12 protein-coding genes are annotated in these 17054 nt (G+C 60.3%); 3 read left to right on the forward strand and 9 right to left on the reverse strand.

Going from position 1 to position 17054, the window contains the following annotated elements; genetic code table 11:
- Positions 1-26: 26 nt before the first annotated feature.
- The 7 genes from ADM64_RS01515 to ADM64_RS01545 all read right to left on the reverse strand — a co-directional run bounded on the left by ADM64_RS01515 (position 27) and on the right by ADM64_RS01545 (position 8125).
- Positions 27-1022 (reverse strand): DsbA family protein, encoded by a 996-nt coding sequence (locus ADM64_RS01515; protein WP_049192967.1) that lies wholly within the window; start codon positions 1020-1022, stop codon positions 27-29.
- A gap of 49 nt (positions 1023-1071) precedes the next feature.
- Positions 1072-1494 carry a DUF2304 domain-containing protein gene (locus ADM64_RS01520; RefSeq protein WP_049192968.1) on the reverse strand — a complete coding sequence of 141 codons (423 nt, stop codon included), beginning with the start codon at positions 1492-1494 and terminating at the stop codon, positions 1072-1074.
- Complete coding sequence (locus ADM64_RS01525) at positions 1491-2183, reverse strand: glycosyltransferase family 2 protein (RefSeq protein ID WP_038629309.1); 693 nt, start codon at positions 2181-2183, stop codon at positions 1491-1493. The genes ADM64_RS01520 and ADM64_RS01525 overlap by 4 nt, the downstream gene beginning before the upstream one ends.
- Positions 2184-2206: 23 nt before the next feature.
- The gene (locus tag ADM64_RS01530) at positions 2207-3028 is read right to left on the reverse strand and encodes a glycosyltransferase (protein ID WP_049192969.1); all 822 of its coding nucleotides are present in this window, start codon (positions 3026-3028) and stop codon (positions 2207-2209) included.
- Positions 3029-3105: 77 nt separating this feature from the next.
- Entirely contained in the window at positions 3106-4461 is a 1356-nt protein-coding gene (locus ADM64_RS01535) for a lipopolysaccharide biosynthesis protein (RefSeq protein WP_049192970.1), read from the reverse strand.
- An 18-nt stretch (positions 4462-4479) separates the two neighbouring features.
- Positions 4480-5940: a M1 family metallopeptidase gene (locus ADM64_RS01540; protein ID WP_048732311.1), complete on the reverse strand. Its 1461-nt coding sequence runs from the start codon at positions 5938-5940 to the stop codon at positions 4480-4482.
- A 10-nt stretch (positions 5941-5950) separates the two neighbouring features.
- Positions 5951-8125 (reverse strand): prolyl oligopeptidase family serine peptidase, encoded by a 2175-nt coding sequence (locus ADM64_RS01545; RefSeq protein ID WP_080985588.1) that lies wholly within the window; start codon positions 8123-8125, stop codon positions 5951-5953.
- An 82-nt stretch (positions 8126-8207) separates the two neighbouring features.
- Between ADM64_RS01545 and lpdA the strand changes: the two genes are divergently transcribed.
- Positions 8208-9623 (forward strand): dihydrolipoyl dehydrogenase, encoded by a 1416-nt coding sequence (gene lpdA / locus ADM64_RS01550; RefSeq protein ID WP_049192998.1) that lies wholly within the window; start codon positions 8208-8210, stop codon positions 9621-9623.
- Between the two features lie 238 nt (positions 9624-9861).
- Here lpdA and ramB read toward each other — a convergent pair whose 3' ends face one another.
- Both ramB and aceA read right to left on the reverse strand, forming a co-directional pair.
- A complete protein-coding gene (gene ramB / locus ADM64_RS01555; protein ID WP_049192999.1) occupies positions 9862-11286 on the reverse strand; it encodes an acetate metabolism transcriptional regulator RamB in 1425 nt (474 codons plus the stop codon).
- Positions 11287-11500: 214 nt separating this feature from the next.
- The gene (gene aceA, locus ADM64_RS01560; RefSeq protein WP_016421960.1) at positions 11501-12793 is read right to left on the reverse strand and encodes an isocitrate lyase; all 1293 of its coding nucleotides are present in this window, start codon (positions 12791-12793) and stop codon (positions 11501-11503) included.
- A gap of 1015 nt (positions 12794-13808) precedes the next feature.
- Here aceA and ADM64_RS01565 point away from each other — a divergent pair.
- Complete coding sequence (locus ADM64_RS01565) at positions 13809-16019, forward strand: malate synthase G (protein ID WP_049192971.1); 2211 nt, start codon at positions 13809-13811, stop codon at positions 16017-16019.
- 258 nt (positions 16020-16277) lie between these two features.
- Positions 16278-17051 carry an HAD family hydrolase gene (locus tag ADM64_RS01570; protein WP_193390808.1) on the forward strand — a complete coding sequence of 258 codons (774 nt, stop codon included), beginning with the start codon at positions 16278-16280 and terminating at the stop codon, positions 17049-17051.
- Positions 17052-17054: the final 3 nt, after the last annotated feature.

Here is a 17054-nt window from a genome sequence, read left to right on the forward strand (position 1 = left end):
GTAAGTTAGCCGTGAGTCAGCGCAGCTTACTTGCCAGCTTCTTCCATGCGCTTAGCGTGGATGAGAGCCAGCTCGATATTGTCCTCGAACACGTCGAGAGGCTGTGCGCCCGAGACGAACTGAGTACCAACGAGGAAGCCCGGAGTACCGGAAATGCCCAGCATGGAACCGAACTGGGTGGCATTCTCTACCGCCTCGGTCCACTTGCCGTCCTTAAGTTCCTTTTCAAAGCGCTTCATGTCCGGCACACCGGCCTCACGAGCGACGGCAATCAGTTCCTTTTCAGTGAACTCCGGGTGACCCTGGCCCTTTTCCCCGGCCTTCTTAAACAGTGCACGGGAGAATTCCCAGAACTTGCCCTGAGCTGCCGCGGCACGTCCGGCCTCAGCATCCTTGGTAGCCTTCTCGCCGTTGATGGCCATGTCGTTCCACTCCAGGCGGACCAGGCCCTCATTGACGTACTTTTCCACGAGGGCAGGCTCGGTTTCGTTTGCGAACTTCGCGCAGAACGGGCATTCGAAGTCCGAGTAGATCGAGATTACGACCGGCGCATCCACTGCACCGAGAGCAAAAGGATCATTTTCATTGCGGCGGTGGACATTGTCCATATCCTCCGGGGACTTCAGCTGTGCTCCCGCCTTTGGCCCATAGATGCTGGCATCAAAATCCCCGTTCGGGCCAGGTACAGGCGCAATCTCCCCCTTGCCTGGTGCAACGCCCGCCATGTTGACGGTGCTCACGCCGTTGAAGCTAGCCGAACGCGAACCAGCGAAGAAGCCCGCTGCGCCGACAACAATCAATGCGACGACAGCTAGCGCCCATGCGGCGTTCGGAATCGAGTACCACGACTTGGTTTTTCCATCACTGTCGGCAGACCAGGACTCCAAGTCCTGCTCAGTGGGTACCGGCTGAGAAACCTGCTGGGGTTCCTGCTGTGTCCCCTGCGGCGCTGCGTCTGCCGAGGGCTGCTGCGAATCGCTGCTGTTGTCAGCGGCGGCGTTGTCCTTATTTGCTTCGCTCATGGCTTCTATGGAACCACAGCCTCAGATTCACATGCGCTTAGCGTGCCGATTAGTCGGACGGAGCGTTGTTCTCGACGTTTGTCGCGCTGTCCTTTTGACTGTTGTTCTGGCTGCCCGAAATCACAATTTCTTCTTCCGGACGCACAGCGGTCTTCAAGGCCACTGCACGAGCCAGTCGCGCGTAGCGTAGCTCCTGTTCGCGGAAGCGAATGTAGGACGACACCGTGGTAAACACGAACGCCAACACCAGTACGTAGAGCAGCAAATCGGTGCCCCGAGTCACACCAATCCAGTTGGCCACCACGGTCAGATCGTCGGGACGCACGATTGCCCATAGGCACGCGATGACGAAAACGACGAATCCCAGCTTCACGCCCGCCTTGGCGCGCGCTTTACGACGGTTAGCGACGAAGTAAGCGACCAGGCCCACCATCGCCAGCAGCAAAATAATTTGAACGATGGATGCGGTCATGGCAGCCTCTTCGAAATCAGGGAGTCGGCAAGGATATTGACACCGTTGAACAAGGATTGACCTTTAGACATGGAGTATTCCGTGTAGAGGATATCCACCGGCTGTTCAGCGGTGCGCCAACCTCTGCTGTCCATGACCTCGACAAATTCGGAGGCATGGCTCATGCCGTTCATGCGTAGGTTCAGTTGCTCTGCCACCGTGCGGTTGAAGGCGCGCAGGCCGTTGTGGGCATCGGTAAGCCCGAGCCGGCGCGTGCGTGGTGACAACATGACCACCGTCTTGAGGACAATTCGCTTAATCAGCGGCACCTGGTCATCCTCGGCGCGAGGGCGGCCGAAACGGGTTCCCACAATGATGTCGATTGGTTCGGTGCGCAGTCGCTGCACCATAGCGACGACGTCCTTGACCTGGTGCTGGCCATCGGCGTCGAAGGTGACAAAGTACTTCGAGCCAGCCTGCGCGCGGGCGTATTCCACGCCGGTTTGGATAGCGGCACCTTGACCCAAATTGACAGGGTGGTTGACCAGGTGAGCGCCAGCCCTGTGGATCTCCAGGCTGGAGTTATCCGAAGAGCCGTCGTTGACCGCGACAATGTTGGGGAAGGTCTCGCGAGCGTGCTCGAGAACCTCACGAATAACCTGGCCCTCGTTGTAGCACGGCACAATCAGCCAGGTGTCCGAGAAATCCATGTTGTCAGTCATCGCTCCGAAGCCTACCGCACAAACAATCGTCGATATGCGCGTGACATGAGCTGAGTTGGCAAAAGTCGGAAAAGTGTCCGCACCGCCAAGTTAAACACCGCCCGCGGCCGGGAAATCAGCCCCTCAGCTACCAGCGTGCGCTGGAGCTGGCGTTCACCGCGGATGATGCCGCGGGAGGTTCGTCGCTCGAACATGCCGTCGGCGCGGAAGTACACCAGCGGCTCGGGCAGATTCTCAAACTTCGCGCCGGCGGCCATGAGGCGCACCCAGAGGTCGTAGTCCTCCATCAGACGGATGTCGCGATACCCACCGACCTCACGCACCTTCGCCGTTCGCAGCATCGAGGAGGGGTTATTCACGGGCGAATTGATCTTGATATAACGCGCAATCTCGGCGTGCGTCTGCGGCAGGGTCCGCACGCGCACCACATTGTCCGGCGTGCCCTCGAACTCCGCCATTGCACTGCCCAGCACATCCAACTCCGGATTAGCGGTCAGCACGTCCCACTGCTTTTCAAAGCGGTCCGCACGCGCAATATCGTCCGCATCCAGCCGCGCCACCCATGGCGTTTCCACCAACTGAAGACCCGCCTGCGAAGCCACTCCCGAGCCGCCATTTTCTGCACACCGCAGCACGGTCATCTCCGAATGCGCCTGCTCATGCTTGACGACGACCCGGTCGAGTTCCTGCCCGATCGGGCCATCGATGACCACAATGACGTGCGCGGCCGGACGCGTCTGGTTCCACAGCGACTGCAGCGCAGCATCGAGCTGGTCGGGGACGACGCGGTGGTAGACGGTCATGAGAACCGTGAGGTTAGTGATGGTGGACATGTGAGTCTCGAACCTTGGGAGTTGCAGGGGGATGTGGACGGTTTTTTTTTGGGGGGGGGCATTGGATGTGGGTGGTGTTATTCCACCGCAAAAGCCTCCGATACGGCTGACCTGGCAGCACGTGGGGAAAGTTTGCGCAGCGCAAGCAGGTGAATGGCAACACCTACTGCAGAGCCTACGGCGATAGCCGCGACCGTGCGTACCGACAGGTGCCCAGGGAGGAAAAGAATGGCAACGGCGATCGTGGTCGCAGCCAACCAACCGATCAGATACATATGGTGCTTTTCCACTGCCAAGGTGACCGAGCCGGTAATCATCAACATGGCGGTCAACGTCGCACCGAGCGTCAGCGCTGCGAGCACCGGCCCGGACACGTGATAGCTATCGTCCAGGATGAGAGTCATAATCCACGGGCCGATGAGCCATGCCAGGCCCGCCCCGAAGGTGCCGAAAGCAGCCAGCGCCCCCAACGGCTTGGCCAGCGCTGCCAGCACGCCTTCGGAGCGATGCCGGACAAAGCTCACAATGATGGCGTTTTGGAACTTCTCCAAGGGCATGAGCAGCGGAGCGCGGGTCAGCGTTACAGCGTAGGCGATACCCGCAATGGTCACCGCTGCGGTGAAGTTGTTGGCATGCGGCGGGGTAAGCGACTCGGCTATCCCGGCGCCAGTGGTGACCGCTTCGCCGGCAATCTTGACGATTGTCGGAAAACCTGTGACCAGCACAGCAGATGCGCCGGATGCGCCCATGGCCGTGACCATGAGAGTGATGAAGCGGCGCACCGGGACGTCGGCACGCGCGAACATGACCGAGCGGGTTGCCGGGGAAAACAGCGCGAGAATAAGCCAACTGACTGTCCCGAACACCGTGATAATCAGCCAGGCCAGCAGGCCCCAGCCGAAGTGCCAGGCGACGAGTGCCAGTGCTACGCGCACGAGAATGTCAATCATGATTAGGGCGGCGTAGGGGCCCCACAGCTGGCGGCCGCTGAGCAGACCCGAGGTGGTGGCCTGCATGGAGTACAGAGCAAGGCCAGAGGCCATGAGCAGAATTGCAGTGCCGGCGCCATCCTGCACGACCAGTGGGGCCCACAGCGGACCCGTCACTGCCATGGTGACGAAAGTAACTGCGGCGACGCCCAGGGACACTGTGATGGGACGAGCACCGAGAGTTTGACCCGCTTCCGAGGCTTCCTGCTCCTGGCTCTGCCCCTGCTCTCGATCCCGCTCCCGCGATTCCGCAGCACCGATTGCGCGCGTGGTCTCCTGCATCAACCCGCCGAGAACACCCGTGAGCGCGAAGAACAGTCCCCAAAACGCCACGAACTGCAGGTTTATAGCATTGGGAAGTGCGCGGGCCGAAATAATCAGCACCGCGAAGCTGCCTATCGCCGCGACAATCGTGGCCAGCGACAACCATTTGAAACCGGACATTGACGTGCCTCTAGCTCTCTAGTCCTTGGCCTTCGAGTAGCCGAGCTTTGCAAACTGAGCAGCCAGCTTCTCGTCCACGATTGGAGCACCATTATCGCCGATGCCCTGGTCAGCAGGGGAGCGCGTCGGGTCAGCGGGGAAGTTTGGCAAGGAGCTGCGTGATAGCCAGGAGTCAAAGATGACATCCAGGTGCGAGGTGGTGATGCCACGCTCACGGCACACGCGGTTGGCCAGTGCGCGGAAGTCCACTGCATCGACCACACTGTGGCGGTTAGTGGTGGTCCACTTGCGTACCAGGTCGAAGAACACCTCGTCGCCCAGCAGCAGACGCAGAGCGTGTACAGTCAGTGCACCGCGCTTGTACAGACGGTCGTCGAACATCAGCTTTGGCCCTGGGTTGGCGATGACGATGTCCTGCTCTTCCTCAAGCAGATCCAGGTAGTGCTTGCGGGCGTGCACATCCGCGCTGGCACCACCGCTGACCTCGGACCACACCCACTCGGAGTAGCAGGCAAACCCTTCGTTGAGCCAGATATCGCGCCACTGCGAAATGCCAACGCTGTTGCCGAACCACTGGTGCGATAACTCGTGGGCAATCAGTCGATTCCACGTATCCTTGCCGTCGGCGTGGTTGGCGCCGAAGATGGAAAGCCCCTGAGCCTCAATGGGGATCTCCAGGTCATCCTCACAAATGACCACCTGGTAGGCGCGGAAGGGGTAAGGGCCAAAGAGCTTGGCGAATTCATCGAGCATGCGCCCCTGATCGCGGAAGTCATGGCGAGCATTGGCCACCAGCTCAGAAGGCACCCACGCCACCACAGTCGAGGTCTCGCACGGCAGCTCGACCTTCTTAAACTGGCCGACATTGATGGTGGCCAGGTAGGAGGCCATGGGCTCTTCGGTGACAAACCGCCAGCGGCGGCGCGATCCGCCCACGTTCACCGGAGCGTCGGCAAGCCCTGGTGCGACGACCTCGTAGGGAGCGTCGGTGACCATCGTGAACTCGTAGAATGCCTTGACCTCGGGATCGTCATCGCAGGGGTACCACGACGCCGCGCCCACCGGCTGCGATGCCACGAGCGCACCGTTTTCCAGTTCCTCCCAGCCAATTTCGCCCCACTTCGAGCGCACCGGACGTGGCGTGCCCGAGTAAGTGACAATCAACCGCAGCGTCTCGTCGGGAGCTAGCTCGCGGTCAAAGGTGACTCGCAGCTTACGACCCGAATGGCGCCAACGCTTCACATCGATAGAGTGTGCCTGCGAATCGGAAATCGCATCCACCGAATCGGCCCCCAGCGCATCCGCAAAGTCGAGCGTGATGTGCGAGGTCCAGGCGTTGATCTCGATATGCAGAGTCGCCGTCGCCTTCAGACGATTCGGCCCGACCCGATAGTCGAGGTCCAGCTCGTATTTGTTCACCCGGAAACCCAGGTTGAACGCGATACCGGTATATGGATTAGTGAAATCAGCGCTACTCACGGCTGTTACCTTACTTGAGCTTGTTCCACAGCCACGTAGATATGAGCGCCTCGACAAACGCGACCTGCGAATTATCCGCTGCGCCCGCGTGCCCGCCCTCTGTGTTTTCGTGATAGTCCACCGGCTGACCGGCTTCTTCCAACAGCCAAGCCAGGCTCCGCGCATGCGCCGGGTGGACACGGTCGTCCCTGGTGGAAGTCGTAATCAACGCCGGTGGGTAGGCGCGCTGTTCTCGCTTGACGACGCGCTGGACCGGCGAATACTGCGCAATTGCAGCCCGCTCGGTGGGGTCGTCCGGGTTTCCATACTCGGCCATCCAGGAGGCTCCCGCGGACAGCCTGTGATAGCGCATCATGTCCGCCAGCGGCACCTGGGATACCACTGCGCCTACCAACTCCGGGTAGGAGGTGAGGCAGACAGCGGTCAGCAACCCGCCGTTGGAACCACCGCGCACGCCCAGCTGTTCGCGCGTGCAGTAGCCACGTGCAACAAGGTCGCGCAGCACGGCCTGATGATCCTCATAGACCCTCATCCGCTCAGTCTTGACCACCGAGGAGTGCCAGGTCGGACCGAATTCGCCACCGCCACGCAGGTTGGCCTCCACGAAGTAACCGCCGCGCTCGAGCCAGGTCAGGCCACGAATCGCCGAGTACTGCGGGACCAGCGAGACCTCGAAACCGCCGTAGGCGTGCACGAGGGTTGGGGCTGGGTTCGGAGTGGGTGCGTCTGTGGTTGTCTCCGCGCCTGTGCCATCACCTGTATCAGCGCCCGCCTCCGCGCCGAAGCGGCCGGTGATGCGATACGGAATGCGCGTGCCATCGGCCGAGGTCGCCCAGTGCTGGCGTGTCTCCAACCCCTCACTGTCGAAGAGCGCCGGAGCACGCCGCACTTCCGTGAGGGGGCTGCCGACTTGCCCGTACCAGAGGGTTGCCGGCTGCGTTGCCGAGGTCGACACCAACCAGATCTCATCATCGCGTTCAGAGGTCGTATCAATCACGCTCACAGTGGCCTGCGCAGGTAACTCGCCGAAGGCCTCCACCGGCTCCCATGAGACCTCGCGCAAGACAACCAACTTCGTCGCGACATCCTCCAACAGCGTCAGCACCAGGAAGTTCTTCGTCCACGCGAGCTGCTGGAACGACGTGTGCGCATCCGGGGTGAAAATCACCTCCACCTCACGCGAGCCTGCCAGCCACTTTTCTAGCTCCACAACAGCCACGCCACCAGCCGGAATGCCGTTGAAGTCCGTGCGCGGCATCAGCACCAGCCACTGCCTATGGACACTCGTCCGGCAGTCCTGTGGCACCTCCAGAATCTGCAGCGAAAAGTCCCCATTCTGCTGCGCCGCCAACTTGCCCGAACGCTCCGCTGCCACGAACCGCTGCGAATTATAAAAATCATGCGCACGCTCGACAAACAGCCGCTCGAAACCCTCCGTCGCGTCGAACCAGCCGCCCACGGCCACATCATCACTGTGGCCCGAGAAAATCACATCCGCGCTTGACGACGGCATGCCGCGCCGCCACCTACGTACCTGCCGAGGGTAGCCCGAATCCGTAAGTGACCCCGGACCAAAATCACTGCCAACGAGAATCTCGTCACGGCCCAACCAACAGACATCGGACTTCGCCTCCGGGAGGTAGAACGGCTCATCCTCGACAAAAGTGCAGTTGACGAGGTCAAACTCCCGCACCACGGTGGCATCGGCGCCGCCGCGCGAGAGCAGAATTAACGCGCGGTCGTAATCCGGATAACGGCACACCGTGCCCTTCCAGACCCAGTTTTCTCCCTCGGCTTTCGCCAGCTCATCGAGGTCAACCAGCACTTCCCACTCGGTCGTCTGCGGATCTTCCTGGCCAGCCAGATAGCTCTGCAACGAGGTGCGCCGCCACAGACCCCGCGGATGCTCGGCATCCCGCCAGAAGTTATAGAGGTACTCGCCGCGCCGCACCGGGTATGCGATCCGGGCATCGGTGTTGAGCGCAGTCAGGATGCGTTGTTCCAGGTTGGTGCGGTCGCTGGTGTCGTCGGCAAGCGAATCGACGCCTGCGACGGTGGCCTCCGACTGCGCGCGAGCCCACGCCAGCGCCTGGGAGCCGTCGATATCGTCCAGCCAATCGGGGACAAGGTCAGTGGAGACGAAGGAGGAATTGTTGCCCAAGTCGGTGTCCGTGTCGGTGCCCATGCCCACCACCGTAGCCGACCGCAGTAGGTAAAACCGGGACTCGCGCGTGAAGTAAAGGCAAGTCGTGCGTAGACTTGTGCACGTGGCTGAACATTTTGATCTTGTAGTACTCGGCGGCGGTCCTGGCGGATACGTCGCAGCAATCCGTGCATCCCAGCTGGGGCTGAAGACTGCTGTGGTGGAGAAGCAATACTGGGGCGGTGTCTGCCTCAACGTTGGCTGTATTCCATCCAAGTCTCTGTTGAAGAACGCCGAGGTGGCGCACATTTTCAACCATGAGGCTAAGACCTTCGGTATCTCCGGCGATGTCTCCTTTGACTTCGGTGCCGCACACGCGCGTTCGCGCAAGGTGTCCGCGGGCATCGTCAAGGGTGTTCATTTCCTGATGAAGAAGAACAAGATCACCGAAATCAACGGTTTCGGTGAATTCACTGGCCCGACCTCCATGGCCATCACTGATGGCGATGACAAGGGCAAGGAAATTACCTTCGACAAGGCGATTATTGCAACCGGCTCTGTCGTCCGTTCCCTGCCGGGCGTTGAGGTCGGCGGCAACATCGTTTCCTACGAAGAGCAGATTCTCTCCGACGAGCTGCCGGACTCCATGGTTATCGTCGGCGCTGGCGCCATCGGTATGGAGTTCGCATACGTCTTGGCCAACTACGGCGTGGACGTCACCATCGTCGAGTTCATGGACAACGTTCTGCCGAACGAGGACGCAGACGTCTCCAAGGTTATTGCCAAGGAATACAAGAAGCTGGGCGTCAAGCTCATGACCGGGCACAAGACCACCTCCATCGTGGACAATGGTGACTCGGTTGAGGTCAAGGTCGAGGCCAAGGATGGTGGCGACGAGCAGACTCTGACCGTCGACCGCGTTATGGTCTCCATCGGCTTCGCACCGCGCACCGAGGGCATCGGCCTGGGCAAGGCCGGTGTTGAGCTGGGCGAGCGCGGCGAGATTGTCATCGACGAGTACATGCGCACCAACGTCGACAACATCTACGCCATCGGTGACGTCACCATGAAGCTGCAGCTGGCACACGTCGCTGAGGCACAGGGCGTTATCGCAGCTGAGCACATGGCGGGACACGAGACCGAGACCATCCCGGACTACAACATGATGCCGCGCGCAACCTTCTGTAACCCGCAGGTTGGTTCCTTCGGTAAGACCGAGGCGCAGGCCAAGAAGTGGGCAGAGGAGAACGGCCGCGAGATTAAGGTCTCCACCTTCCCGTTCTCTGCCAACGGTAAGGCCCAGGGTCTGGCGGAGCCGGCTGGTTTCGTGAAGCTCATTGCAGATGCCGAATACGGCGAGCTGCTGGGTGGCCACATGGTGGGCGCCAACGTTTCCGAGCTCATGCCGCAGCTGGTTCTGGCTGAGAAGTACGAGCTGACCACTGAGGAAATCGGCCGCGCCGTTCACATTCACCCGACCATGTCCGAGGCTATGAAGGAAGCAGCCGAGGGCGTTATGGGCAAGATGATTAACCTGTAAGAGGTTGTGGCTTTGGCCTGGGGCCAGTTTTCGCTGGTCCTGGCTCTCACCGGGCTGGTCCCGGCTCAGGCAGATACGAGTTAGTGCTTAAGTTTATGACAGTTTGACCGTGAAAATCGGTGCGAAAGTGTCATAAACTTAAGCACTTTCTTTTTTGGGGTCTTCCTTTTTTGGGGCATCCTGCGCGAACCAAGCCCCCCCCGCAAACAGGCCGGCCCTGCGCCCGTCGTAAAGCGAACTAGTACGGCGAGACGGTGGAGCGGTGCATGTTGATGTCGATATCGCGATGGATCGGCGGGAACGCGCGCTGCGGACAGGCCTCGCGGGAGCAGACCCTGCAGCCAGCACCGATCGGAGTGGCGGCGTCGAGGTCCGCGAGATCGAGACCATCGGCGTACACGGTGCGCTCAGCGTGACGGGCCTCGCAGCCCAAACCGATGGCAAAAACCTTACCTGGCTTGCCGAAACGTGCCGCGTGATGCTCCACGGTCCGCGAGATCCACATGTACGGCCGACCATCCGGCATGAGCGCGACCTGCCGCATGACTTTGCCGGGGTAGGAGAAAGTCTCGTAGACGTTCCACAACGGGCAGGTACCGCCCGAATGCGTGAAGTGGAAGCCCGTGGCGGATTGACGTTTGGACATGTTGCCCGCGCGGTCGACGCGCACGAATGTCCATGGAATACCGCGCAAGCTGGGGCGTTGCATCGTGGACAGTCGGTGGCAGATGGTCTCGTAGCCCACGCCGTAAGTGCGCGACAACAGCTCGATGTCGTAGCGTTTCGACTCAGCCATCGCATGGAACGACTCATACGGCAGAATAAGCGCCGCCGCGTAGTACGTCGCGACTCCGCGCTGCGCCAGCTTCCGCGACTCTTCCGACATGAAATGCCCGGACGCGACGGCCTCGGAAATGGTCTCGCCCTGCTCCAAAAACCCCAGCTCCGTGGACATGCGGAAGGCCCGCTGTCCCGGCGAGAGGTGCCGCGCGAGGTAGAGCGTCTTCGTCCGCCGATCAAGGCTGTGCTGCACATCGCCTAACGACGATTCCAGCGCAATCCGAATCCCATGGTCGTTGGACAGCCTGTCGGCCAGCACAGAGACCACATCGGTGGTCTCGTCGGTGATGCGCAGCTCGCGGGCCAGCTCCTCGGCGGCGGTGTCGACCGAAGCGATGTAGTTCTGGCGGGCGTAGAAGTAGTCGCGGACCTCCTCATGTGGCATGGTCAGCGCCTGTGAGCCGGAGGCGGTGTCGGTGCTGTTGCCGAAGTTGCGCTCCTCGGTGGCCAGAGAGAGTTTGTCTGTGACGTTGCGGTAGCGGCGGTGGATATCCACCATGATGCGGGCGATGTCGGGATGGTCGCGAACCATTTCCGAGATCTCCTGCAGGTCCATGGGGGACTTAGCGATCTCCTTGTCCATCACCACGTCCTGAACCTCAGCGAGGAGGCGAGAATCGTCATCGCGGGAGAAGAAAGTCGCGTCAACGCCGAATGTGTCCGTGATGCGGAGCAGCACGGGCACAGTCAGCGGGCGGACGTCGTGCTCAATCTGGTTGACGTAACTAGCCGAGAGGCCCAACGCCTGCGCGAGCGCAGCCTGGCTGAGGTCGCGCTCGCGGCGTAGCTGGCGGAGGCGGGATCCGACATAGGTTTTCGACATACTGCCCAGCATATCGCGGGCTTTGCTGAACTTGTGTAGAGAACCGTTGCAACCTTTGCTTGCGTGTGTAGGTGCTGAGGTTCTCAGGCACGCTTCACGACGGCCCGGAGTCGACATGTCGATAAACACACAAAAACACCCAGCGAGGGCTGCAAGTGCAACCCTCGCTGGGTGTTGAAGTTAGGTCCTTGACCTAAGTCCTAAGCCGAGTGACTTAGAACTGACCCTCCTCGGTGGAGCCCTTCAGGGCGGTGGTGGAGGAGTTCGGGTCGACGGTGGTGGCGATGCGGTCGAAGTAGCCAGCGCCAACCTCGCGCTGGTGCTTGACAGCGGTGAAGCCGCGCTTCTCGGCAGCCTCGAACTCGCGGTTCTGCAGGTCGACGAATGCGGACATCTGCTCGCGAGCGTAGCCGTAAGCCAGGTCGAACATGCCGTAGTTCAGGGCGTGGAAGCCAGCCAGGGTGATGAACTGGAACTTGAAGCCCATCTTGCCCAGCTCGTTCTGGAACTTGGCGATCTCGTCCTTCTCGAGGTGAGCGGACCAGTTGAAGGACGGGGAGCAGTTGTAAGCCAGGAGCTGGTCCGGGTACTCAGCCTTGACGCCCTCAGCGAACTTCTTAGCCAGCTCGAGGTCCGGAGTACCGGTCTCCATCCAGATCATGTCAGCGTACGGAGCGTAGGACTTTGCACGCTCGATGCACGGCTCCAGGCCGTTCTGGACGTGGTAGAAGCCCTCGGAGGTGCGGTCACCGGTGATGAACTTCTGGTCGCGCTCATCAACATCGGAGGTGATGAGGGTAGCGGCCTCAGCGTCGGTGCGGGCGATGATGACGGTCGGGGTGTTGGAGACGTCAGCAGCCAGGCGAGCAGAGGTCAGGGTGCGGATGTGCTGCTGGGTCGGGATCAGGACCTTGCCGCCCAGGTGGCCACACTTCTTCTCAGAAGCGAGCTGGTCCTCCCAGTGGGTACCAGCGGCACCAGCGTTGATCATAGCCTTCTGCAGCTCGTAGACGTTCAGAGCGCCACCGAAGCCAGCCTCACCGTCAGCGACGATCGGCAGCAGCCAGTTGTCGACGGAGTCGTCGCCCTCGATGCGAGCGATCTCGTCTGCGCGGAGCAGAGCGTTGTTGATGCGACGAACGACGTTCGGCACGGAGTTAGCCGGGTACAGGGACTGGTCCGGGTAGGTGTGGCCGGAGAGGTTAGCGTCACCAGCAACCTGCCAACCGGAGAGGTAGACAGCCTTCAGGCCAGCGCGAGCCTGCTGAACGGCCATGTTACCGGTCAGTGCGCCCAGAGCGTTGATGTAGGAGTCGTCCTTAACGTTGACGCCTTCCCACAGGATCTCAGCGCCGCGGCGAGCGAGAGTGTTCTCCTCGACGACGGAGCCCTGGAGCTCAGCAACCTGCTCAGCGGTGTAGTCGCGGGTGATACCTTCCCAGCGCGGGTTCTCGTCCCAATCCTTCTGGATTTCGGCGGCGGTACGTGCCTTACCAACGTTAGACATAAACGGAGTCACTTCCTTTTGCTTGCTTTTTGAACTCCGGGTGCTGACTTAAGAACAATTCCGACAGAACCGATCTACAGGCTGACCCGATAGTGACCGCGGTGTCACGTGAATGCAGGGGCGCTAGCAAAATGCTGTACCCCTGCACGCAAACACGCGAACAAAAACAATGTCCGCTTCCGCGTGCCATGTCTCACATTTTGGGGCATAGCGCTACGTTCGTCAAGCAGCTTCCGATGTGAATTCAAGTATGTAATACGGATAACACCTGTGAAGATTGCAAACATTGTGATGTGTAGCTTGGCTTTAACAATTTTCGCCTGTGACCGGCCGGTACATTTGTACTGTTATTTCCCTATGGCTGGCTCGCTAATAATGTTCCCCCCGCTTTGGGGTGATTTATATTTTGGTAATTATCAAAGCTGGCCGTTAACAGTGTTTGGGGTTTAGGGGGTGTTTCGCTACCCCCGAAATTACGGCCGCAAAGGTAGAAACGGGCTTCTAAATACACTGCCGTTACACCGTCAGTACCCCGCCGGAGCATCCCTGGGTAGTGGCCAGGGTCTCGGTTGTCATCTCGCTTTTATGGTCTGGTTTGAAGGCGGAGACTGTAGCGACGTGATTGGTCGCTGGCCGTTGATACGCAGGTCGCAATAGTAAATGTCTGTGAGGCGCGACACTTTCCCATTGTGTGTGGTGTTCTGTGGCTGGAGGAAAGAGTGCCGGGGATGCTGCAGTCAATGCGGGTGGGGGAGGGCTGGTTGTGGCGTCAGGATTGAATGCCCGAATGGTCATTGGGGAGGGGTGGGGTCTGTTCGCAGGGTGCTCGTCGTAAAGCGAATGAAATGGCAAATGTGAGCGGCGCTATACCGGGCTGGCGGTTGGCGGTTATGGAAAAAGACGGTTCATAAGTGCGCCGAATCACATACAGTAGGGGAACAACGCATCCAGTGTGAGCCGCTGACGTGGCCATGGCTGGATGGGCAAATTGCAATCAATAGTTTTGAGGAGAGCAATGGCACAGCGTATTTCGGCAGGTGGAATGCAGGTCGCGAAGGTTCTTTACGACTTCGTTAATGACACCGCACTCCCCGCCGCCGGCATTGAGGACAAGGACGCGTTCTGGAACGGCTTCGGTGACATTGTCGCTAAGTACACTCCGCGCAACCGCGAGCTGCTGGTCAAGCGCGATGAGCTGCAGGAAAAGCTCGACGCTTGGTACAAGGAACACCCGGGCGAGCAGAATCAGGATGAGTACGTCGCATTCCTGAAGGAAATTGGCTACCTCGTTGACAACCCGGGTGACTTCCAGGTCACCACCGCTAACGTCGACACCGAGATCACTTCCACCGCTGGCCCGCAGCTGGTTGTGCCGGTCCTCAACGCCCGTTTCGCCATCAACGCTGCGAACGCACGCTGGGGCTCGCTTTATGACGCGCTGTACGGCACCAACGCTATTCCTGAAGATGGCGGTGCGGAGAAGGACACCCCGGGCTACAACAAGGTCCGCGGTGACCGCGTTATCGCATGGGGTCGTAACTTCCTGGACAAGGCTCTGCCGCTGGTCGACGGTTCCCACGCGGACGTCACCTCTTACGACATCGTCGACGGTCACCTGCAGGCAACCCTGGAAGGTGGCGCTACCTCCGGTCTGCGCGAGCCGGAGACCCTGGTCGGCTACACCGGCGACAAGGACGCACCGGAGTCCATTTACTTCAAGCACAACGGTCTGCACATCCAGCTGCTGATTGACCCGGAGTCCCCGGTTGGCAAGACCGACAAGGCTGGCGTCAAGGACATCATCCTGGAAGCCGCTGTCACCAACATCATGGATCTCGAGGACTCTGTCGCCGCAGTTGACGCTGCAGACAAGACCCTGGGTTACACCAACTGGTTGGGCCTGAACGTCGGTGACCTCGCAGTCGAGTTCACCCGTGGCGGCAAGAAGCTGTCCCGTACCATCAACGACGACCGCACCTACACCGCTCTTGACGGTTCCGAGGTCACCCTGCACGGTCGTTCCCTGAACCTGGTCCGTAACGTCGGCCACCTGATGCAGAACCCGGCCATCCTCGACCGCGACGGCGAGGAGATTTTCGAGGGCATCATGGATGCCGTCGTCACCGCTGTGTGTGCAATCCCGGGCCTGGACCAGGACAACGCACGTAAGAACTCCCGTACCGGTTCGATCTACATCGTGAAGCCGAAGCAGCACGGCCCGGATGAGGCTGCATTCACCAACGAGCTGTTCGCAGACGTTGAGAAGCTGCTGGGTCTTCCGCACAACACCCTGAAGGTCGGCCTGATGGACGAGGAGCGTCGTACCTCCGTCAACCTGGACGCCGCCATCAAGGCTGTTTCCGAGCGTGTCGTCTTCATTAACACCGGCTTCATGGACCGCACTGGTGATGAGATCCACACCTCCATCCAGGCTGGTCCGATGTTCCGCAAGGCTGTCCAGAAGACCGCTCCATGGATGCTGGCTTACGAGGACAACAACGTCGACTCCGGTCTGGCACACGGCCTGCAGGGCAAGGCTCAGATTGGTAAGGGCATGTGGGCCATGACCGAGCAGATGGCCGAGCTGCTGGAGCAGAAGATCGGTCAGCCGAAGCAGGGTGCTTCCACCGCGTGGGTTCCGTCCCCGACCGGTGGTGTCCTGCACGCTACCCACTACCACGAGGTTGACGTCTTCGGCGTTCAGGACAAGCTGCTTACCGACGGTCGCCGCGACACCTTCGGTGATCTGCTCACCATCCCGGTAGCGGCAGCTAAGGCTGGCGAGCCGGGCGCTGACTGGTCCGATGAGGACAAGGCCAACGAGCTGGATAACAACTGCCAGTCCATCCTGGGCTACGTTATCCGCTGGGTTGAGCAGGGTGTTGGCTGCTCCAAGGTGCCGGACATCAACGATGTTGACCTGATGGAGGACCGCGCTACCCTGCGTATTTCCTCCCAGACTCTGGCTAACTGGCTGCTGCACGGTGTTGTCACCGAGGAGCAGATCATCGATTCGCTGGAGCGCATGGCCGAGGTCGTTGACCGCCAGAACGAGGGCGATGAGGCATACCTGCCGATGGCTCCGGACTTCGACAAGTCCATTGGTTTCCAGGCCGCCAAGGAGCTCATCCTCGATGGTGTGAACCAGCCGTCCGGTTACACCGAGCCGATCCTGCACCGCCGTCGCCTGGAGTTCAAGAAGCGCGAGGGTATCGACCAGGATTAATTCTTGGTCGGGCTGCGGCTGCCGAGCCTGAAATAACAAAATAGATATCCAAACTGCCGGTGTGTAGGTGGTATTGGCTAACCTCTGATGCCAATTCCGCATGCGCGCCGGCAGTTTTGTTTTTGGGGGAAGCGCACCATGATTCTCGGATTCGAGATACCCGGGTTCGCAAGCGGGGTAGGGGCAACGTTGCTAGCGTTGATTGGGAAGTTAATTGAGAATATGCAGTCTGCAACGTCCAAGGAGCTGCGACCCCCCATGACTAATTCCACGACCGACAGTGCTACCAACCTCGCCAAGGCCAAAGAATTCCTCCATAGCGCGGGCGCAATCCTCTTTGACCTCGACGGAGTGATTACCCCTACCGCCGATGTGCACGAGCAGGCGTGGGCGGACATGTTTAGCGACTACTTCGAGCACAAGGGCGTCTCGGCCTACACAGAGGAGGACTACTTCACCTACCTCGATGGCCGCCGCCGCGATGAGGGCATCGCAGCAATCCTGGAATCTCGCGGCATTTCGCTGCCGCACGGTAGCGATGAGGACACAGCGAAAGACGAGACGATTGTCGGGCTCGGGAAGCGCAAAAATGATGACTTCTTGGCGCGAGTCGAGAGGGGAATTGAGGCCTACCCGGGGTCGGTTGCGCTGCTCGACGAGTTAGAGGGCGCGAGGGACTCGTCGGCAAGCGAAAAACCGCAGTTGGCGGTGGTTAGCTCGTCGAAGAACGCGGTGCCGGTGCTGACGGCCGCTGGGCTGCGTGAGCGGTTCGTGGAGATTGTTGACGGCGTGGTGGCGCATGAGAACAACCTGCCGGGTAAGCCAGCCGCCGATACTTTCGTGTACGCGGCGAAGAATCTGGGGGTGGCGCCGCGCGATGCTGTGGTGGTCGAGGATGCCATCAGTGGTGTGCAAGCGGGTGCAGCCGGCGCATTTGGTCTGGTCATTGGTGTTGACCGCGGTGCTGGTGCGGAAGCGCTGCGCCGAGCGGGCGCCGACGTTGTGGTCAGTGACTTGGCGGCACTCGTCTAGGCT

Origin of the sequence: Corynebacterium sp. 401_CJEI (assembly GCF_001076435.1) — a bacterium.
GTDB lineage: Bacteria > Actinomycetota > Actinomycetes > Mycobacteriales > Mycobacteriaceae > Corynebacterium > Corynebacterium jeikeium_D.

Excerpts from the sequence above, each read along its gene's own strand:
- ADM64_RS01515 (WP_049192967.1), bottom strand. The coding sequence starts at position 1,022 with ATGAGCGAAGCAAATAAGGACAACGCCGCCGCTGACAACAGCAGCGAT.
- ADM64_RS01520 (WP_049192968.1), bottom strand. The coding sequence starts at position 1,494 with ATGACCGCATCCATCGTTCAAATTATTTTGCTGCTGGCGATGGTGGGC.
- ADM64_RS01525 (WP_038629309.1), bottom strand. The coding sequence starts at position 2,183 with ATGGATTTCTCGGACACCTGGCTGATTGTGCCGTGCTACAACGAGGGC.
- ADM64_RS01530 (WP_049192969.1), bottom strand. The coding sequence starts at position 3,028 with ATGTCCACCATCACTAACCTCACGGTTCTCATGACCGTCTACCACCGC.
- ADM64_RS01535 (WP_049192970.1), bottom strand. The coding sequence starts at position 4,461 with ATGTCCGGTTTCAAATGGTTGTCGCTGGCCACGATTGTCGCGGCGATA.
- ADM64_RS01545 (WP_080985588.1), bottom strand. The coding sequence starts at position 8,125 with ATGGGCACCGACACGGACACCGACTTGGGCAACAATTCCTCCTTCGTC.
- ramB (WP_049192999.1), bottom strand. The coding sequence starts at position 11,286 with ATGTCGAAAACCTATGTCGGATCCCGCCTCCGCCAGCTACGCCGCGAG.
- aceA (WP_016421960.1), bottom strand. The coding sequence starts at position 12,793 with ATGTCTAACGTTGGTAAGGCACGTACCGCCGCCGAAATCCAGAAGGAT.
- ADM64_RS01565 (WP_049192971.1), top strand. The coding sequence starts at position 13,809 with ATGGCACAGCGTATTTCGGCAGGTGGAATGCAGGTCGCGAAGGTTCTT.
- ADM64_RS01570 (WP_193390808.1), top strand. The coding sequence starts at position 16,278 with ATGACTAATTCCACGACCGACAGTGCTACCAACCTCGCCAAGGCCAAA.